The sequence below is a fragment of the Acinetobacter puyangensis genome (genome assembly GCF_900096995.1).
GTDB classification, from domain to species: domain Bacteria; phylum Pseudomonadota; class Gammaproteobacteria; order Pseudomonadales; family Moraxellaceae; genus Acinetobacter; species Acinetobacter puyangensis.
This window is the reverse complement of the sequence record NZ_OANT01000001.1, coordinates 629369-649364: the sequence shown is the minus strand read 5'-3', so window position 1 is coordinate 649364 and position 19996 is coordinate 629369. Positions and strand designations below refer to the sequence as shown.

Annotated in this window: 24 protein-coding genes and 1 pseudogene; 3 read left to right on the top strand and 22 right to left on the bottom strand. The window is 40.9% G+C overall.

Features of this window, described 5'->3' with window-relative positions; genetic code table 11:
- Positions 1-82: 82 nt before the first annotated feature.
- From fghA to tsaB, 8 genes and pseudogenes are all read right to left on the bottom strand, one after another.
- The gene (fghA, locus tag CRO21_RS03045; protein ID WP_097078122.1) at positions 83-913 is read right to left on the bottom strand and encodes an S-formylglutathione hydrolase; all 831 of its coding nucleotides are present in this window, start codon (positions 911-913) and stop codon (positions 83-85) included.
- A gap of 58 nt (positions 914-971) precedes the next feature.
- Positions 972-1658 (bottom strand): hypothetical protein, encoded by a 687-nt coding sequence (locus CRO21_RS03040; RefSeq protein WP_097077846.1) that lies wholly within the window; start codon positions 1656-1658, stop codon positions 972-974.
- Complete coding sequence (locus tag CRO21_RS03035; protein ID WP_097077845.1) at positions 1651-2067, bottom strand: hypothetical protein; 417 nt, start codon at positions 2065-2067, stop codon at positions 1651-1653. The genes CRO21_RS03040 and CRO21_RS03035 overlap by 8 nt, the downstream gene beginning before the upstream one ends.
- A gap of 172 nt (positions 2068-2239) precedes the next feature.
- Positions 2240-2686, bottom strand: a pseudogene (locus CRO21_RS03030) (alpha/beta hydrolase-fold protein); the annotation flags it as partial.
- Positions 2687-2689: 3 nt separating this feature from the next.
- Entirely contained in the window at positions 2690-4108 is a 1419-nt protein-coding gene (locus CRO21_RS03025) for a C13 family peptidase (RefSeq protein WP_097077843.1), read from the bottom strand.
- 167 nt (positions 4109-4275) lie between these two features.
- The gene (locus tag CRO21_RS03020) at positions 4276-5079 is read right to left on the bottom strand and encodes a class I SAM-dependent methyltransferase (protein ID WP_097077842.1); all 804 of its coding nucleotides are present in this window, start codon (positions 5077-5079) and stop codon (positions 4276-4278) included.
- Positions 5080-5904, bottom strand: coding sequence for an undecaprenyl-diphosphate phosphatase (locus CRO21_RS03015; protein WP_097077841.1), 825 nt, complete (start codon positions 5902-5904; stop codon positions 5080-5082). It abuts the gene before it with no gap.
- Between the two features lie 17 nt (positions 5905-5921).
- On the bottom strand, positions 5922-6590 hold the full coding sequence (gene tsaB, locus CRO21_RS03010; RefSeq protein WP_097077840.1) for a tRNA (adenosine(37)-N6)-threonylcarbamoyltransferase complex dimerization subunit type 1 TsaB: 669 nt from the start codon (positions 6588-6590) through the stop codon (positions 5922-5924).
- A 135-nt stretch (positions 6591-6725) separates the two neighbouring features.
- Between tsaB and CRO21_RS03005 the strand changes: the two genes are divergently transcribed.
- Positions 6726-7406 (top strand): Uma2 family endonuclease, encoded by a 681-nt coding sequence (locus CRO21_RS03005; RefSeq protein WP_097077839.1) that lies wholly within the window; start codon positions 6726-6728, stop codon positions 7404-7406.
- Here CRO21_RS03005 and CRO21_RS03000 read toward each other — a convergent pair.
- Entirely contained in the window at positions 7403-7936 is a 534-nt protein-coding gene (locus tag CRO21_RS03000; RefSeq protein WP_087619065.1) for a gamma carbonic anhydrase family protein, read from the bottom strand. The two genes, CRO21_RS03005 and CRO21_RS03000, sit on opposite strands and share 4 nt — an antisense overlap.
- A gap of 95 nt (positions 7937-8031) precedes the next feature.
- Complete coding sequence (locus CRO21_RS02995; protein WP_097077838.1) at positions 8032-8631, bottom strand: CoA pyrophosphatase; 600 nt, start codon at positions 8629-8631, stop codon at positions 8032-8034.
- Between the two features lie 182 nt (positions 8632-8813).
- Here CRO21_RS02995 and CRO21_RS02990 point away from each other — a divergent pair, with 182 nt between their 5' ends.
- The gene (locus tag CRO21_RS02990) at positions 8814-9362 is read left to right on the top strand and encodes an NUDIX hydrolase (protein WP_097077837.1); all 549 of its coding nucleotides are present in this window, start codon (positions 8814-8816) and stop codon (positions 9360-9362) included.
- Positions 9363-9371: 9 nt separating this feature from the next.
- On the opposite strand, the gene CRO21_RS02985 is transcribed toward CRO21_RS02990, so the two are convergent.
- Both CRO21_RS02985 and CRO21_RS02980 read right to left on the bottom strand, forming a co-directional pair.
- Complete coding sequence (locus tag CRO21_RS02985) at positions 9372-10268, bottom strand: polyprenyl synthetase family protein (RefSeq protein WP_097077836.1); 897 nt, start codon at positions 10266-10268, stop codon at positions 9372-9374.
- A gap of 14 nt (positions 10269-10282) precedes the next feature.
- On the bottom strand, positions 10283-10633 hold the full coding sequence (locus CRO21_RS02980) for a zinc ribbon domain-containing protein YjdM (protein WP_087619074.1): 351 nt from the start codon (positions 10631-10633) through the stop codon (positions 10283-10285).
- Between the two features lie 310 nt (positions 10634-10943).
- Between CRO21_RS02980 and CRO21_RS02975 the strand changes: the two genes are divergently transcribed.
- Positions 10944-11858, top strand: coding sequence for an MBL fold metallo-hydrolase (locus CRO21_RS02975; RefSeq protein WP_171293968.1), 915 nt, complete (start codon positions 10944-10946; stop codon positions 11856-11858).
- 197 nt (positions 11859-12055) lie between these two features.
- Here the strand turns inward: CRO21_RS02975 and prpF are convergent, their stop codons facing one another.
- The 10 genes from prpF to lepB all read right to left on the bottom strand — a co-directional run bounded on the left by prpF (position 12056) and on the right by lepB (position 19907).
- Entirely contained in the window at positions 12056-13246 is a 1191-nt protein-coding gene (gene prpF / locus CRO21_RS02970) for a 2-methylaconitate cis-trans isomerase PrpF (protein ID WP_097077834.1), read from the bottom strand.
- Between the two features lie 225 nt (positions 13247-13471).
- Positions 13472-14539, bottom strand: a complete 1068-nt coding sequence (locus tag CRO21_RS02965; protein WP_097077833.1) for a DUF1176 domain-containing protein — start codon at positions 14537-14539, stop codon at positions 13472-13474.
- A gap of 148 nt (positions 14540-14687) precedes the next feature.
- Positions 14688-15353, bottom strand: coding sequence for a tRNA-(ms[2]io[6]A)-hydroxylase (gene miaE / locus CRO21_RS02960; RefSeq protein WP_097077832.1), 666 nt, complete (start codon positions 15351-15353; stop codon positions 14688-14690).
- A 48-nt stretch (positions 15354-15401) separates the two neighbouring features.
- Positions 15402-16121, bottom strand: a complete 720-nt coding sequence (gene pdxJ / locus CRO21_RS02955; protein WP_097077831.1) for a pyridoxine 5'-phosphate synthase — start codon at positions 16119-16121, stop codon at positions 15402-15404.
- A 9-nt stretch (positions 16122-16130) separates the two neighbouring features.
- Positions 16131-16823 carry a DNA repair protein RecO gene (recO, locus tag CRO21_RS02950; RefSeq protein ID WP_097078121.1) on the bottom strand — a complete coding sequence of 231 codons (693 nt, stop codon included), beginning with the start codon at positions 16821-16823 and terminating at the stop codon, positions 16131-16133.
- A gap of 9 nt (positions 16824-16832) precedes the next feature.
- On the bottom strand, positions 16833-17021 hold the full coding sequence (locus CRO21_RS02945; RefSeq protein WP_140404392.1) for an NF038104 family lipoprotein: 189 nt from the start codon (positions 17019-17021) through the stop codon (positions 16833-16835).
- Between the two features lie 9 nt (positions 17022-17030).
- A complete protein-coding gene (gene era, locus CRO21_RS02940; protein WP_097077830.1) occupies positions 17031-18041 on the bottom strand; it encodes a GTPase Era in 1011 nt (336 codons plus the stop codon).
- The gene (rnc, locus tag CRO21_RS02935; protein ID WP_097077829.1) at positions 18038-18697 is read right to left on the bottom strand and encodes a ribonuclease III; all 660 of its coding nucleotides are present in this window, start codon (positions 18695-18697) and stop codon (positions 18038-18040) included. The genes era and rnc overlap by 4 nt, the downstream gene beginning before the upstream one ends.
- Positions 18698-18721: 24 nt before the next feature.
- Entirely contained in the window at positions 18722-19105 is a 384-nt protein-coding gene (locus CRO21_RS02930; protein ID WP_097077828.1) for a DUF4845 domain-containing protein, read from the bottom strand.
- A gap of 25 nt (positions 19106-19130) precedes the next feature.
- A complete protein-coding gene (gene lepB / locus CRO21_RS02925) occupies positions 19131-19907 on the bottom strand; it encodes a signal peptidase I (RefSeq protein WP_409449480.1) in 777 nt (258 codons plus the stop codon).
- Positions 19908-19996: the final 89 nt, after the last annotated feature.

Genomic DNA, 19996 nt, shown 5'->3' with positions numbered 1-19996 from the left:
CTCTTAATCAGTAGGAAGAACTCTTATACTTGTATATTAACAAATTTAATAAAAAAATTCTTCCTAACATAAAATTCGTTAACTAATTAATGAGATAAGATGTGTGAAATTTTATATGATTTTCTATAAAACTAGCTATAAAATAATAACTATGATCATATCCATCTCTCATGTTTAAAGTAACTGGATAGTCTTTCTCTCTACATACATCTGCTAAGATTTCAGGCTTCAACTGTTCTTTTAGGAAAGAATCTTCACTACCTTGATCAACTAAAATAGGCATCTTCACGGAACTAGATTTGATTAGCTCGACAGCATCATAATCAGACCATAAAGCCTGATCTTTACCAAGATAAGCAGTAAATGCCTTTTCCCCCCAAGGAACTTGAGAGGGTGCAACTATTGGCGAAAATGCAGAAATGCTCTTGTATATATCAGGATTTCTTAAACCAATGACTAATGCCCCATGTCCACCAGCACTATGCCCCATAATACTTTGAACTTTATTTGTAGGAAAGTTGCTATCAATTATTGCCCTTAACTCATCTACAATATAATCATACATTTTATAATTTTCTGACCAAGGCTCTTGAGTTGCATTAACATAAAAACCTGCGCCTTGCCCTAAATCATAAGCTTCATCATCTGAGATGCTCTCACCTCGTGGGCTAGTATCTGGAGCAACAATAATGACTTTATTCTCTGCAGCATATTTTTGCGCACCTGCTTTAGTAATAAAGTTTTGTTCATTGCAAGTAAGACCAGAAAGCCAATAGATTACGGGTAATTTTTCATCTTTCTCATGTGGTGGAATATAAATTGCAAACTTCATTGAACATTTCAGTACTTCAGAATGATGTTTATATACTTCTTGCCAACCACCAAATGAAGCATGCTTCTCAATTATTTCCATGTTAATTCCATTCAATTGTATAAATGACTTATAGTAAATCTTAAAACGAGTAAAATTATCAAGTCGGATCATTCCATCCTTTTTTCTCACATAATTTTTTTAACTCTTCCCTAGACTCTGCATTCTCTCTATGTACTTCATCATGAGGATTTTGATTGGCAACGACAATATTATTGAGATCTCTCGCAAGCCTAGGCTTATCAGCTCTACGCTCAATATGATGAGCATGTGCATCTTTCTCAAGTGGATCGCCCGAAAGCTGACAATTCTTAATATTTTCTAGTCTGATTTTTTTAAATTTTAAATTTGATTGCTCTTTTCTATTTTTCGACTCTTCTATCTCTCTGATTTTTTCTAGTTCGGGTGCATCTCTAAAAGCATTTATACAATTTTCTGAATCTCTAAGTCTTTCCCGTTGTAATGTATCTCTAGGTTCTTGTAACCTTTTAGAAACTTCTTTAGTAACCGATTCAATAGATGCGTATCTCTCAGCCCCATTTTCAAATTTATCTACATTATCTAAATTATTATAGAATCTATTAGTACCTTTCTTATCAGTTCCCATCAAATGAGGTAAGCTTTTAGTATTTAGATAACCCTTCGAGTCAGGTGTATAAATACTAGTTTCCTTTATTAAACTTCTTGTTTTAGATGTTTCTTTTTCAGTCAAATGACAGCTAGGAGCAGGAAATGTAATGGTTAGATCTTCTGCTGAATATACTACGATTGAATTTTTATCAGTCATCTTCATATTCCTCATCATCTACCATAACATCGTACAAATTTCTTAAAATATCAAATGCTTGGCTACTACCACCTTTATCAGGATGTACATAACTTTCTATCGTTCGTCTCCATTTCTTCGCTGCTTCAACACTTTCATAACACTCATCATTAATTCCAAGAACTTTATTTCTACTTTCACCCTCTAATTCAGTTAAGCAATAAATATATTTAGCTTGTTCTGAAACAAAGGGACCTTCAATAAAAGGTACCCAGTTCTTTTTTAATACACTTAACTTCTGAAATAAATCTTCAAAACTATCAGCCTTAATAAACAGAGGAAAGATTTTCTTATTGAGTTGTTCTATAACATCTTCCAATGAACCAATAGATTCTAGATCCTGTATTGATTGTATTTCTTTAATTTCCATTTGACCTTCCTATAAACTTAAAAAATTGATAAAAATATGGAATTTTGAATAAGAAGTTTTAATGTTTTTAATGAAAATATGGATTTTTTTATGGAATTCACAAACCATTAAATAAAATCTATAAAAATCAAGAAACTAAAATAGTTTCCATATTTTCAAAAAAACATTGTTTTGAATGTCCCATGATACCAATCTTGTCACCATCAAGAGCAAACTGTTTTTTTACCAAATCATAGAGTTCATTGACCACATAATCTTCCATGCGAAAATGTGCAGCCCAGGGTTGTTGTGTCGCATTAAGATAAAATCCTGCGCCCTGCCCTAAATCCCAATTAACATCATCTGCAACATCTTCTCCCCGAGGGGAAGTATCCGGCATAATCAGAATCAAACCCAACTGACTGGCCCAATATTGGGCATGTGCTTTGATGGCGAAGGTTTCTTCGGTACAGGTTAAACCGGCCAAATAAAAAACTGCGGCACAGGATTTTCCTGCTAGAGCCTGTGGTGGCAAATACACTGCAAATTTCATTTTACATGCCACAGCAGTTGACTGATGTTGATAAAAATGTTGTTCACCAGCAAAACATTGATGCTTTTGTATGAATTCTAATGTCATGAATTAATGCTCCGCTTTGAGTGAAAAAGGAATATTGCTGCTTTGAGGTGGCATATTCAATGTGGTATCAGGAAATAATCGGCGCTCAAATTGAGGCAGAATTAGTTTCATATTCTCGCCAATGACCCATTGTGGCTCTGATGGTTCAAAGCCCTGCGCAGTTTCCCATTGTTTCACAGTTTTTTGCGCCTGTGCAAATGCAGTTTTTAGTGCATGATTTTCCCGCATGGCTTCATCAAAAAATGCCCGACCAAAATAGGTATAATCCATTTCATTACTACAGCCAAATGAGCTACGATCAGCTGCCGAAGCAGTAATAATCAAGGTATCTGGTGATTGTAATGCCGGAATAAAGCTGCCGGAATAGCATGATGAAATCACAATCACACGCCAGCGGATCCCAGCTGTATCCAGTGCCTGTCGCAGCCACTTCGGATCAACCGGCTCCATGGCTATCGGTTGTTGTGATAGTTCAAATTGATTCACCAACCCATGAGAAGTCATATATAGAAACAGCACATCACTCTCACGATTCATTAAAGCACCAATACGATTGAGGCTATTTTGAATACTAATATGCGTTGCCATCGGCAGGGTTTCCGTGGTGGCATCATTATTAATTAAGGCAATAGAACGCCCATAAGTACCAAAACGGGTATCGAATTGTTCCTTAATCCGCTCAATTTCGGATTTAAAGACATTCTGATAACCTGCACCGGCAACCCCCATAAAATACCATTGCGTATCGGTATAATTGCTTGGTTGCAAAGCCTGTAAATTTTGATTGAGCAGCAACGATTGTTCATATAACGCTTTTTCTGAAAATGTTGGTTCAACATCTTCAATTTTCCAGATGGGCTGACTTTTTACCGATGACTGCCACACCACCAACGTAAACAAAGTCGCTGCAAGAATCAATCCCCGCTCCCACCATGGCCATTTCAACGCACGAGAAAATACCCATACCACGGCCAAACTTTGCCAGACAAACAACAGCATAAACAGATGCGGTAAAAAACTATAGGTAAAATAAGGCAGTAAATCCAGTTGCCCTAGATATTGCAATAAACTTTGCAATAAAGCGACATGCACATCGAGGATCAACCACAACAATGCAGGCACCAGCATGACCCGTGACATTTCAGTTCGTTGCGAAATAAAAATACCGGCAATCAAGGCCAAAAACGGCCACAGCAAATAGCTCACCAAACCCTGAGAGTTAAATTCACCTTGACCATTGGCAACCAACCAACTAAATAAGGTATTGGCAGAACAGCCTGCAATTCCCCAGAACAAAAATTGCAATGGTGTTGGTGCAACCCAGTCAAAGCAACGCCGAGACCCAAGAAACAACCACATTCCTGCGATTTGATTACTGCGTAAATTACGTAAAAAAAATGGCGTAGCTTTAATCTCAATCATATTTTGACAAGCAGCAAGTTGATTAGGGGCTGTTGATTATTCATGACGCCCAAAATTGAGCGTTCAACAAGCTCTTATAGTGTAAGTCCTTATTTTTTTTTGACAATGAGAAATACAACGGTAATAACAAAATGATAATGAATTTTCCGATTATACTTTACGAAAACTTAAATCTTGAAATAACCATCAAAACGACAGGCATCACCATGCCATTGATGCTGAGGCATTTGATCCGCCAAAAAAACAGCATGTTTAGGCCGTTTAACAATCACACGACTGGATTTTAGCCGTGCTTGTTTTAACAGGTTTTCACCTAAATCCATGACCCCATCAACAGGTAGCAACATATGCAAAAGCTGCATCTGTTTCTTGACTTGTGCCTGTTTTTTGTCCTGTTTTTGATTGGCATCACGCGACGGAAACATTGGATCAAGATAGACCACATCATATTGTTCAGAAGCAATATCAGCTAAATAGTGTTCTGCATCAATGTGTAATAATTTTATTCTTTGCGCTGTATCCGCCAATCCAGGATCTAGTTTTGCCTGTTCAAGTGTCGAGAGCAAAAGCGCAAACAGCACAGGATGACGTTCCAGTAAAGTCACCCTTGCACCTAACCATGCCAGCAACAAAGCATCATGCCCAAGACCCGCCGTGGCATCAAGTATTGTTTCAACTTTGTTCACCTGACAGGCACGGGCAAGTAACTCATTCTTGGGATTGGCACGCTTTAAACGTGGCATCTCGGCCTGCCAGGCAGGTTGCATTTTCATGCCGTTTGCAGCAAGCCATAAACCATTTTCATCAACAATTAAACTAAGTTCCGGATGAAAACGTAAAAAACGTGCATTAATCTCATCAACCCATTCAATCTGGGTGTGCACATTCAAATCAGATAACTGTTTTTGCCATGCCAATGCACAGCTCTCATGCTCTGGCGCTGCATAAAGGAGAAAATTCAAATCTTGCATTTACCACAATTTCCAGCCGGTAAATGCAAATAATAAAATCACCAAACCAGATGCAATACGATACCAGGCAAAAATCATAAAATCACGTTTTGCCACATAAGCCACCAAGGCACGAATCAATAATAAAGCCGAAACGAAAGATGTAATCAGACCTACAGCCAAAACGGTCCAGTCCTCACTGCCTTGTAACACCCCACGACTTTGCCACAGATCCAGCAAGCCAGCACCGATAATGACGGGAATCCCGAGGAAAAAAGAAAATTCTGTTGCAGATTTACGCGATAAACCTAACATCATACCGCCAATAATGGTGGCACCAGAACGTGATGTTCCCGGAATCAATGACAGGACCTGAATCAAACCGATATAAACAGCCTGCTTAAAAGTAATATTTTCAACTTCCGGTGCATTAATTTTGAACGGATGTTTTTCCACCAAAATAATAATCAAACCACCGACAATCAAACCAATAGCAACAGCCACATCATTAAAAAGCAAAGTTTTTACAGTTTGACCAAGGGTCAGGCCAATCAGAATAATCGGAATTGAGGCAACAATAATCCCCAGACCTAAACGACGTCCTTGTGGTTCACCAGTAATGATTCCAGTCGCTGCTCCCCAAAGGCGGGACCAGTATTGATAAATGACCGCTGCAATTGCCCCCATTTGAATTGCAATAACAAATACCGCACTTTTTTCTGCGGTCCAGAAATTCATGATTTCTGAGGCAAGGATTAAATGTCCGGTACTGGATATCGGTAAAAACTCGGTAATACCTTCCACGATACCCATGACAATGGCTTTAAGAATGAGGATTAAATCCATAATGTTCACTTATTTGGTTAAGAAGATGATTTGTTTTGTTCGCTTATTTTTTTCCATGCATTATCACGCAAATAGACCGGCAAAGCCTGATCTGCGGAGACGGTATGCCCCTGATGGAATTCAGCTTGCGCAATTTCAGCAATATCCTGCGCATTCGCATAGCGTATTTTTGTATAACTCTGGTGACCAAGCAACGCTGCCCCACTGCCCACCACAGGATATTGTATCTGTGCAATCGCCTGATCATAACTGAGTAGTTGTTCCTCACCCACTGCCTGCATAATGCCCTGCGCATTCAATGCAAATTGTGCAAAATAAACTTCCTGCATCCGCGCATCAAGCACAGTGGTAACTTGTGCTAACCCCGCCTCATGATAGGCATGTTGTGCCAATGCCTGCAAGGTAGATACAGCAATCACGGGTAAATCATTGGCCCAAGCCAGTGCTTGCGTCACTGCGGCACTGATACGCACCCCACTAAATGAACCCGGCCCACGGCTAAAAGCAATCGCCGAAAGGTCTCGCCATGTCGTTTGACTTTGTTTTAAAGCCCGCTCAATCATGGGCAAGATTTGCTGTGTCTGCGCACGAGGTTCATCATACTGCTCAAAATACACAAGTTGACTGTCATCAATCAATGCGACAGAACACTGCTCATTTGCGCTTTCAAGTGCAAGGATTTTCATAAAAATAAAGGGTTGCTCATGGGTTCAACTCGACAGGGCGTTATGATACCTTTTTTAACTTGCTGGGACATCTGTTATTTTTTAGGTTATGATCAATAAGCCATCAACTTTTAATTACACATCGTGAGGCATGTGATGAATTTAGCCAGAAAACACGTTATCGATAAGACTCAAAAACGGAGTGAACAGGACTATTTCGCTCTGGAACATACAAGCGAATTACGTCATGAATATATTGACGGTGAAGTTTTTGCTATGGTTGGTGGTAGCTTTAATCATGCTCGATTAGTCAGCACTTTCTCTCGATTAATAGGCAACCATCTTGAAGGGCATCCCTGCGAAGTTTTTGCAGAAAGCACCAAGCTTAAAGTTTCTTTAAATCACAGTAAAAACAATTATCTGTATCCGGATGTGGTGGTCGATTGCTCAACAGATGAAGCAAAAGATAATATGCTGACTACACCTGTCCTCATTATTGAAGTGATTTCCAGCTCCAGCCATCGTCATGATAAATTAACCAAACGACATTTATATGAACAAATCCCGGCCTTGCAGGAATATGTCACGGTCGAACAAAATAGTGTCGAAATCAGCATTCGCCGCCGCCGTACCGGCTGGCAAATTGAACAATTTTTCCTTGGTGATGATGTCAATTTTGAGTCTATACAACTTACTGTAAGTGTAGAGACCTTATATCAGCGGGTGGATAATGAAGAAATGCTGCTTTGGCTTGCCGAAAAAGCGCAACAAGCCGAAGATAAAGAAGTATTCACACAAGAACAGCAAGAAAATAATCTAAACACAGATATGCGCTAAAGTTGAAAAGGCTTTAACTCATGCTTAAATTTTTTAAAATGCTGGGCATAATGTAAAGCACTGAGTCTGATCATTTGTGCCACCTGTTCTGAGGCTTCTTTGACCACTTTTCCCGGTGACCCCATTACTACAGAATTATCGGGAATCACCTTACCTTCCGGAATTAAAGCATTGGCACCGATGATACAGTTTTTACCGATCACCGCATGATTGAGAATCACAGAATTAATGCCAATCAAGGTATTATCGCCAATGGTACAACCATGTAGCATGGCCTGATGTCCAACCGTAACATATTGACCAATATTAAGTTGAATTCCAGCATCGGTATGCAATACAGCATTTTCCTGAATATTACTAAAATCACCGATTTTAATCAGAGAATTATCCCCTCGGATAACCGCACCAAACCAGATACTAACCTCTTGCCCTAGCTCGACCTGCCCGATGACTGTAGCATTGTCGGCCACCCAGCCATTCCATGGCGTCACCGTTGTTGTTGGGTGTAGCTCTCCTAATTGATAAAGCATAAATTCTTCCTTGTTTAAAATACCTAGCCTGAATATCTACAATATAAGCATGTTCGGCATGAAACATGTCTGCACGAATTGCTTTGATATAGATACTAGCGGGGTGGGTTTAATAAAAATGGCCATTCTTTATGATAGCCTAAACCACGTTGTAATAATGAGACTAAAATTCTGGCTGTGAGTCCCCAAACCACTTCATTATCAAATTGAATACTGGGAAAATATAAACTCTGCTCTGCATATTTGACATGGTAGGCTTGTGGCGTACTCAGCATAAATTCCTGCAAAGGCATGTAAAAAATACGATCAATTTCACTCGGTTCTGGTATCAAAGAAATTTCAGGCTGGATTAAACCCACGATCGGCTTGACCAGCATACCACTACGGGCTTTTTGCATCGGCAACTCACCCAGCAAACTCACATCATAAGGATTGAGTGCCGTTTCTTCATGAGCTTCTCTTAAAGCCACAACAATATTACTGGTATCACTTTTTTCACGCTTTCCACCCGGAAAGGACACCTCTCCGCCATGTGTGCGCATTTGTGCAGCACGACGCGTCAACAAAATTTGTGGATTTTGCTCCTGCGTAATGGCAATCAGTACCGCAGCATCCGCAGATCGTGTTCTGGTCTGAAACGATAAATTCTGCTGTAACTGTTCAATAAGTGCTGGCTGCTCCAATAGCCGTGACATGATAACCTCATAAAGTCATTACGGGCTTGTCGATATTTTATGCATCATTCATTTATCAATGATCAACAAACACGATTATTTCTATTTAATTTATACTCTATAACACAGATATTGATGCAGTGCTAAACTTTTTAAGTTATGCTCATGGCTAATTTATTTTAACCTGATTTACCGAATATTATATGAGTTTTTGTTCCTGTTGTGGTCAGCCCACAACCACCAAAATACCTTTAGGCGATAGCTTGCCCCGTGAAGTCTGTACTTCATGTGGCACAATTCATTATGTGAATCCAAAAGTGATTTGTGGCGCATTGGTCGTTTGGGAGAACAAAGTTTTATTATGTCGTCGAGCAATTGAACCACGCTATGGTTTATGGACGCTACCGGCTGGCTACATGGAACTGTTTGAAACCATGCAAGAAGGTGCAGCCCGAGAAACCCGAGAAGAAGCCGAAGCAGAAGTGGACATCGAACAACTCTACTGTATGTATAATATTCCGCGAATCGGACAAATCTATGTGCTATTTAAGGCAAATCTGATTGAGGGTAAATTCGGTGCAGGCGAAGAAACCATAGAATGCCGACTGTTTGAAGAACAGGACATTCCATGGAACGATCTAGCATTTCCAAGTGTCAAACGCACACTAGAACATTATTTTATAGACCGTCAGAACGATGAATTCCCAATGCATCTTGAAACATTGGGAACTCGTCTAGATCATACAGGCTAAACTAAAATATCAGCTCTGCCGATGTAATAAAAACTGTGTAACATCCTGTAATGGCTGAGTATTACCCGTGACCTGTTGTAAAGCCTCTAGCGCCTGATCATGCAATTGCTGTGCATACACCTGTGCAGCATCAAGCCCCAGTAAAGCAGGATACGTGGATTTCTGCACCTGAATATCCTTGCCTGCGGTTTTACCCAAAACTTCAGTATCCGCAGTAATATCTAGAATATCGTCTTGTACCTGAAATGCCAGACCAAGGGATTGACCAAATATCCGCAAATGCGTAAATGACGGATGAGCCACGGGCAATACTGTCGTTGCCCCCAGCATGATGGCTGCCTGAATCAATGCACCAGTTTTATTACGATGGATATTTTCCAGATGTGACTGATCAATCGACTGACCCTCTGCCTGTAAATCCAATACCTGACCACACACCATTTTTGAACTGGCTGTCGCAAGTAGCTGCATCTGACGCAAGGCAATCGCTGGATTAGGGAGATCTGCCGTGTCAAACATGCGGCTTCCCAATACTTCAAATGCCATAGATTGCAAAATATCCCCCGCCAGTAAAGCCGTTGCTTCACCATAAGCAACATGACAAGTGGGCTGACCACGACGTAATTCATCATTGTCCATACAAGGCAAATCATCATGGGTCAATGAATAACAATGAATCAGTTCCACAGCAACCGCAGCACGCCGCGCAGCCGCAGACATGACATCACCATCCAGTTGTGCTGACGCATACACCAATGCAGGTCGAACGCGCTTTCCACCCAACATCACAGCATGATGAACAGCATCTTTTAACGGATGCGGGAGATCAAAATAATCCAGACAACTGTGCAAATCACGCTGAATTTGTTGCTGAGCGGACAATAAGGCTTGAGGGGCTAGAATCATAACAAAGCTCTAAATTAAACTTTCTTGACAAATTCTGATTTTAATTTCATCGCACCGATACCATCGATTTTACAATCAATATTATGGCCATCGCTGGCATCGGCAACCAAACGGATACTTTTGACTTTGGTACCGACTTTAACCACAGAAGATGACCCCTTGATTTTTAAGTCTTTAATAACAGTTACACTGTCACCATCAGCCAAAACATTGCCATTGGCATCTTTAATGATGATCTGATCATCCTGTCCTAGGTTTTCATTTTCTTTCCATTCATTTGCACATTCCGGGCAAATAAATAGATCTGCGTCTTGATAGGTATATTCAGAATGACATTGTGGACATGCAGGAAGTTGATCAGACATGATAAAAACTCAAATAAAGAGAAAAATTAAAGTCCTAGTTTAGTTTGTATCGATTGTTTTAAGCAAGCAACAAATCTGGCTGGTCTATTTTAATCGGGCAGTTTTTATTGGTTTTACCCTGATTCCACTCGATAAAAACAAGCGATCCACTTCACTATTCCTTCCACAGCCAAGCCCTCTGTCCATTTGATCACCTGTATCAAATTCGTGTTTATATCAACATAGCAGATACATCCATATCAAAAAAATCATAGTATTTTTAATGGATATGGTTAATATAAATACGATAGATAATAGTGAGGTGTGTCCTATGCAGCGTATGTTTGTTTGCTCCGCTTTAATCCTTGGTCTTAATGTTAGTGCGATGGGCATACAAACCACTTCTGCCCAAACAGAGGCTTCAACCGCCGTTTCACCCTCTTCCCAAGCCACTCAATCTTTACAATTTCATCAACTCTCATCCAACATTTATTGGGTCAGTGGTGGTGTGGGTAATGTCGGTATCATTATTGGTACGCAAGGCGTTATCGTGATTGATACCACTATTTCTACCGACACAGCACAACAGTTGCTTGCCGGCATTAAAAAAATTACCGATAAACCCGTGACAACTGTAATTCTGACCCATGAAGATGCCGATCATGTAAATGGTCTCCCTGCCTTTCCGGCAAATATAGAAATCATCGCGCAAAAGAATGCAGCCAAAAATATTGCAAATAGTCCAACATTCGCCAATGCAGCCCAATATTTACCTAACCATCTTATTGATCAACAAGACACCATCGTTAGACAAGGTATTACTTTAAAACTTTTACACTGGGGACCTGCGCATACCGCTGGTGATCTGATCGTTTACTTACCCGAGCAGCATACTGTATTTACTGGCGATATCTTTACCTTAAATCAGCACCGCACACTTATTCACTATAACAAACAAGGCAGCTCCGCAGGATGGGTCACCAATGCACAAAATATTCTGGCACTTGATGCCGATACATTTGTGGTCGGACATGGTGAGGTACAAAATAAAGCAGGTATTGCACAACGGGTAAAACTGGTTTCTGATGAAAGAGATCAAATCAAGACACTGGTTGCGCAAAAGAAAACCTTAGCAGAAATTCAAAAAATTGTTGGTGACCCACCACCCACTCCGGCAGGTAGCCCGCCACCACGTTTTGCACCATTTTCAGAAGTGGTCTATCGGGAATTGACTGAAAAGAAATAGGTTTTTCTTTTTGCTGAACAATTTGTCTATGAGGACTTTTAGAAGAATGACTTATCGTTGTTTTATAGTCATGCTGCTTGTTCTGATTTATTTTTGAAATGCATTTAAGAAACACCTTAAAACAAATCATGATAAAAATTAACTGCAAATAGCCAAAATCCACTTTAGATTTTGGCTATAAATTTTCCTAGATAAAACTAAAACGTATCCGCAGGAATCCTTACCCAGCCTTCCATTAAGACTCGGGCACTACGGCTCATAATGGCTTTTTTTACCTGCCATTGTCCTTGTTCATCCTGTATTGCCTGCGCACCAACACGTAATGTCCCCGATGGATGACCAAAGCGAACCGCTGCACGATTATCACCACCTGCGGCCAGATTGACCAGTGTACCCGGAATGGCTGCTGCGGTACCAATGGCGACCGCTGCGGTGCCCATCATTGCGTGGTGCAGTTTTCCCATCGATAAGGCACGTACCAGCAAATCCACATCATCAGTATTCACTGTTTTACCACTGGAGGAAATATAGGTTTTCGGTGGAGAAACAAAAGCGATCTTAGGGGTATGCTGTCTTGTCGCAGCCTCGGCAATATCCTGTATTAGCCCCATCTGTACTGCCCCGTAAGCACGAATGGTTTCAAAACGTTGTAGAGCTTGTTCATCGCCATTAATCGCGTCCTGTAGCTCGGTACCTGTATAACCAAGTGCGTCTGCATTTAGGAAAATTGTCGGGATTCCAGCATTAATAAAAGTTGCTTCAAATGTGCCAATTTCTGGTACTTGTAGTGTATCCACCAGATTACCCGTCGGAAACATTGCACCGCCATCTTCACCATCATCAGCCGGATCAAGAAATTCAATTTGTACTTCGGCTGCCGGAAAAGTCACGCCATCCAGCTCAAAATCACCGGTTTCCTGTACTTGTCCATCGGTGATCGGCACATGAGCAATGATGGTTTTCTGAATATTCTGCTGCCAGATTCGCACCGTGCATAGACCATTTTGAGGAATTCGATCTACATCGACTAAACCATTAGAAATTGCAAACGAACCGACCGCTGCGGTTAAATTTCCACAGTTTCCACTCCAGTCGACAAATGTCCGATCAATCGCAACTTGTCCAAACAGATAATTCACATCATGTTCAGGATCATCACTTTTCGATAGAATCACGGTTTTGCTGGTACTTGAACTTGCACCGCCCATGCCATCAATCTGTTTACCATAAGGATCCGGACTGCCAATCACCCGAAGTAAAATTTTATCCCGTGCTTCCCCTGCCACTTGAGCCTCTACAGGCAAATCACTTAACTTAAAAAATACACCCTTGCTGGTGCCGCCACGCATATAGGTGGCTGGAATTTTAATTTGTGCTGCAAAACTCATTATTGATCCTTCTTCGTTACGCTACACTGCATCATGCCATGTAAAAATTACTTGGGATATGGACGATATCCAGTCTGCAATATCATATACAAAAACGCTGCTGAATTGCGATGCTATAGACTTTAGCACAAGATAGAATCCATCATAACTATAAAAAAAGCGCTTAATTCCTCAATAAAGCATACAGCCAAATTCACATCACAAGCTAAAGTTTAAACAGAATAATTATTTAACAATGATCGATATCTGTTTCAGCTCCCATATACCGCCTGCGGCAATGCCTTTGCACATGCCCGTCCAGTAATCTTCACTTTGTACAAATTTTTGTCCATTCCAGACCCACTGAGCAATCGACCAGCAATCACCAATACCACGACCTTTTTGTGAGGAATAAATAATACCTTGATCAAAATCGCTGGCAGATGTGGTCACATTCTCTGCTGGACCAGTCAAATTTTTATTCATAACCCAGTATCCATAGCCTTCATTATAGGCACCACGCCAGCAAAATGTCGAAACCAGCACTTTATCCGCTGTCAATCTCGCAATATGAATCGGTTCTCTGGCATCTGTATGCCATTGATCACCATCAATAATGACCTCACAACTCTCGGGATCTTTTAAACTTTTGAACAGTATCTGTGCCAGTTTTTGATATTCTGGCTGTTCCGGCTGGATTCGTCGGATCAGTTTCGGATCGATTTTTACATAATGAATGATAGGCAATGCCTTGGCTTTTAATACATTTTTTTCTGATGCAGTACCTTTTTTAATCAAGGCTCCTGTAGTCCCCACACGTTTTTGTACATCATCCATTTTCAGTAAAACCGCTGTCATGCCCAGATCAGAAATCTGCCATTGCTGCTGCCCGGCATTTTTAAATTCGATATTCTGTCTTTGCTGACTATTCGCAAGTAAAGCCTGTACTTGTTTGCTAGATAATTTTCCCGTAATCAGTTCACCATCATCGCTATCCAAATTAACTTGCCCTAGATCAATATGATTACTATACAATTTAAGTGATTTTGCCTGCGCCGGGGTTTGTTGCTCATAAGTTGATAAAACAAACTCAGCAGTGACAGCTTGCTTTGCACCAGCTTTTCGGGTTAATAAAATCGACGCTGGCATATCCCCATCATCGGCCTGATAGCCAGCGGCTTGACACGTCCCAACATTGTCACAGGCAATTTCCCAATTCTGATGTGAAAAATAGATTCCCTTTTCTGCATGGGCAAAAGTGCTGAACAAAACTGAAAATGACAACAAACCCAAATAAAACGATGTTTTTTGCATTGATGATTTCCTGATCATTCGAATATCATCTCATCTTCTATAACTCTTGATGCAATTTCAATGGCAATATGCGCAGCGCAGACATGTGCTTTGTAAAACAGTTTTTACAATCCTTGCTGATCTAACGCTGCAAATTTATATTTTCTACTTATGAAACAACTTGCGCTGGCAATATTGTAGGTACGCCACTATGGAAACGGAACACCGAATCTGGGCTTAAAATTAATTCTTTTTCAACTTCACGAATATGCACAATACGCTCGGCAATATCTTCATCAGGATTTTTCATCTGGACTGTTGCAGCAACTTCTTTTGCCAAAGTCAAATAATCTTCAAAATGTCGGGATTCGGACTTGAGTAAATAGCGATAATATTTACCCAGTTCTTCATCAACAATATTGGCAAGGGCTGCAAATCGTTCACAGGAACGGGCTTCAACAAATGCCCCGATAATCAATACATCAACCAATGCTTCGGGCTCGTAAGTTCGGACTTCCTTACGTAAAGCACCGGCATAACGCCCTGCACTAACCGCTTTCCATTGCTGCCCGCGTTTTGCCATAAACTCAAGCACTTGTTCATAATGCAGCATTTCTTCACGTACCAGTTGTGCCAGTTTGACCTGCAAGTCGGTAAAAAAGCTGTAACGAAACATCAGATTCATGGCCGTGCCTGCGGCTTTTTTTTCACAGTTGGCATGATCCTGCATGAGTAATTCCAGATTATCCGCTGCCGCCTGCAACCATGTCTCTGGGGTTCGGCAACCTAAAAACGCATAAACCGGTTGCATCAATTCGGTTAAATCATCACGCATGGTTCTACTCAAAAATTTCTTTTATTATGCTAATTTCATTCATGCAAATTATCGGGCTGCCTGAATGACTGCTTTCATTTGCTGTACAGCTTGTGCCAAACCAATAAAGATACTATCGGCAATAATGGAGTGACCAATATTTAATTCATGGATTTGCTTTAATGCGGCAATTGAAGTGATATTATCCAGATTTAGACCATGTCCTGCATTCACGATCAACCGTCCCTCAGCATATTCTGCCGCATCAATAATACGCTGTAACTCGCGTTGTTGTGCTGCACCTTCTGCATCGGCAAAAGCCCCGGTATGAATCTCAATGGTCGGCGCACCACAAGCAATTGCCGCATCAATTTGGGCCGCATCAGGATCGATAAATAGTGACACATCAATCCCTGCCTTGAGCAAAGTCTGGGTGGCAGCTTTGACTTTTTCAAATTGACTGACCACATCCAGACCACCTTCCGTAGTCACTTCCTGACGACGCTCTGGCACAAAACAGACATAATCCGGTTTGACATCAAGTGCGATTCCGATCATTTCTTCAGTCACGGCCATTTCAAGATTCATGCGGGTTTGCAATAACGGACGCATACGGTAGACATCGGCATCCTGAATATGACGACGATCCTCACGCAAATGCAAGGTAATGCCATCAGCACCTGCCTGCTCACAGATTAATGCCGCATTCACCGGATCGGGATAACATGTACCACGCGCCTGTCTTAATGTTGCGACATGATCGATATTCACACCAAGTAATGCTGACATAATGATCCCTTATGAATATTGCTGCTGGCTCACCCAAAGCTGTCTGCTTTTTAAGGGTTTATTGCCCAGTAGTTCGGTTAAAATCGTTCGATATAGTTTAGCAAGTAATGCGACATTTTCCGAACGTATTTGTTGATCCTGTCCGAGCAATAATAATTCTTTGCCCGAAAAGCCGCGCGGCTGAATGTTGGGGATAAAACCTTCCTGCGGAATAAACAGATAAAATTGTGCCGGATCAATTTCATTACCTAGACTATCTGCAAAATAATCAATAGCGTAGCCCAATTCTTCTAGAAATATCTGCTCAAATTGTCGCAGGATAATTTTGAGCTGGAGATCTTTGGGATCATTTTTTGGGAGTTGTTTTAATTGTTCCAAAGTAAAAATATAGGCGTGATACGTTGCCGGCATAGCCTCTTCTAAAGGCAATAATCGCAATAAAACTTCATTTAAATAAAATCCTGCAAAGAGTGCCTTTTGTTGCAGATAAAACGGTTGTCCTTGTACATCAAGCTGGCTAAAGTTTTTAAGCTCAGCTTTTCCCGTCGCTTGAAGCGTCGATAGATGATAAAGCGAAGGTGGCGTCTGACGGATTACGCCATCAACCCGCCCAAATTCCTGACTAAAAAAATGTAAAATATAGCTACGTTCACGGTACTTACGCTGATGTAAAGCAAAACCAGTTAAGGATTGATTACGCATTAAATCCATTTAGTCGTCTTTATCTTTATGCTTGTCATCATCGCCATCGGGAATCACGGCATCGACCACCGCAGCGGTGCCTTTAACCACACCTTTAGTCGTTTTATAAGCCACTTTTACCGGCACAGTCACCACTTTGGTGATACAGCCCTGTAACAGCAATGCCACAACGCAAAGCAATACAACTGAACCTTTCATACGCATTCCTTAAATATCACTATAACCCAGACTTTTTAAGGCACGCTCATCATCAGACCAGCCACCTTTGACTTTCACCCAAAGGGTTAACATGATTTTTTGCTCAAACATTTTTTCCATGTCCATCCGTGCATCTATACCAATCTGTTTGAGCTTACGCCCTTTATCACCGATCACAATGGCTTTTTGCCCCTGACGATCAACAAAAATGGTTGCATCAATATAGGTACAGGCCGGTTTAAGTTTTCCTGTTTTTTCATTCAGTACTGGCTCTTCCACCTTAAAACTTTCAATTTGCACCGTTAAATCATAAGGTAATTCTTCACCGAGTTGGCGCATAATTTTTTCACGAATGATTTCACTGGCCAAAAAGCGTTCGGAACGGTCTGTGACCTGATCAAATGAATATAGTGGTGGAGCAAATGGCAGATATTTGGCAATAGTCTCGCTTAAGTGCTCCAGATTTGCGCCACGTAATGCAGAGACCGGCACAATCTCGGCAAAATTCATGAGTTTGGTGCGCTCTTCAATCAATGGTAATAATTTTTTCTTATCTTCTAAGGTATCAACCTTATTAATCACCAGCAAAACAGGCATCTCGGCATTTTTGAGCTTTTCTAGCACAAGATCATCGTTCTGCGTCCATTTTTGCGCATCAATCACGAATAACACCAGATTGACATCACGTAATGCAGAATGTGCTGCCTTATTCATCATTTTATTAATGGCACGCACTTCTTTTTTGTGCATTCCCGGTGTATCCACATACACCGCCTGCATATTTTCACGACTATCAATACCGATGATTTTATGTCGTGTAGTTTGTGGCTTACGTGAAGTGATGGAAAGTTTTTGTCCCAGTAAATGGTTCATCAAGGTCGATTTGCCGACATTGGGCCGGCCAACAATGGCCACAAAACCACTTCGGAAATCACTAGGAATTTCTCGCTGCTCGTTGCTAAAGAACTGCGCAATAACGTCTTGTTCGGATTGCGGTTGATCTTGATCTTGTGAACTCACAGGGAATGCTCCAAAAATTTTAAAATATCGGCTGCTGCCGCTTGTTCGGCAAAACGTCGGCTGGCGCCTTCACCTTTAAATACTGAGAAACCCTCAACCTGACAATGAATGGTAAAATGTTGATTGGGGGCATCCCCTTCAATATTAACGACTTCATAAATCGGTAAAGGCATTTTTTTTGATTGCAATAATTCCTGCAATAAAGATTTTGGATCTTTTAACTGATCGCCCGGATGAATTTCAATCAAATAAGGTTCATACCATTTTAGTACAATCGGCTCGAGTATATCCAGTCGATTACAGTCAAGATAGATTGCCGCAATAATGGCTTCAACCACATCGGCCAGTATAGACTCACGATGATGACCGCCTGATTTCAATTCACCTACACTTAAGATTAACGATTGTCCCAATTGTAAATCTTTTGCGATTTTTGCTAAGGACTCCTGCCGTACCAACGTCGCCCGCATTCGGGTCAGACGTCCTTCTTTCTCTTTTGGAAAATGGCAATACAGATACTTGGCAATGATCATTCCAAGCAAGGAATCCCCTAAAAACTCCAGACGCTCATAATTATCACGCTGACTTACCGAACGGTGAGTCAGCGCCTGTTGCAATAAATCTATTCGTTGAAATTGATAACCCAATTTCGTCATTAATCGTTGAACTTTCACCTGCTGTTATTTACCGTCCGTTGTCAAATTACTTTGATTAAAGTCTTGCTTAAAGGTCATGACCAATTCAATATTTGAAAAAAAAGGCGCACGCACTTCATAGGATTTATTGACTGCAAGCCCAGCACGATTGTTGCTTACCTGCACGATGTCATCGACTTTGAGATTACGAATATTATTCATCTCCAGTCGTTTTGATAAATCTTCCTTAAATTGACGCTGGGTTGCCTCTTTAGGCAAAGCAGTTAATGCTTCGCTGATTGCCGTATTCACAATGCGGTCATCCCAGAATGGAGGAAACAAGGCCACAGCAAGTTTTACTGCAAATGCTGCCAGTACAATCACAAAAAAGATTCCCAGATATGATGCACCACGTTGTCTATGTTTCATGCAACCTCCTCGTCAATCTCATTTCTTATGGAATACGCCCATTACGCTCAAAGCTTGGTAAGTTCAAGCCAGGTTTTTTATGCATCCAGATAAACATGGCCTTACCTGTTAAATTCTCTTCAGGCACAAATCCCCAGAATCGACTATCATCACTTTGATCACGGTTATCGCCCATGGCAAAATATTGTCCTTGCGGTACCGTCACTTCCCAGCTTTGTTGTAGAGAAAGTGGAATACCCGCCTCATAATTCTTTAAAAATTGCTGGGCGGTAGGATTTTGTTGCTCGGTTTTAATATACTGTGAAATGAAACGATGTTCACCCAGATTCACCACCCATTGTGTGGCCTGAACAGGAATGGTTTGTTCTTGTCCATTTTGATCTCTATATTTTACAGGCAATGGCACTTCATTACCAACCTGATGCGGTTGTATTTTTCCATTGACATAGAGTTCCCCATTTTGAAAAACAATATGATCACCGGGTAAACCAATAATCCGTTTAATAAAACTAATACTTGGATTTTTAGGGAAACGAAATACCGCCACATCACCATGCTGCGGCTCGCCACTATCAATAATTTTCGTATTGATTAATGGTAAACGCACACCAAAAGCATATTTATTCACCAGAATAAAATCACCCGTCTCCAACGTTGGATTCATGGATTCAGAGGGGATATTAAACGGCTCATAGAAGAATGAACGAACCACCAATACCACTGCAAGCACTGGCCAGAAATCATAAGCCCAGTTAATCACCGGACTAGTTTTATGTTCATTGAGTGCATTATGCGCACGCACAGCATCAACTTTTACCTGACTCAAGCGATCTCTAGCTTGAGTAATCTCGATAGGCTCCTCCGCCTGATTGACCGTTTCGGAGATCAGTA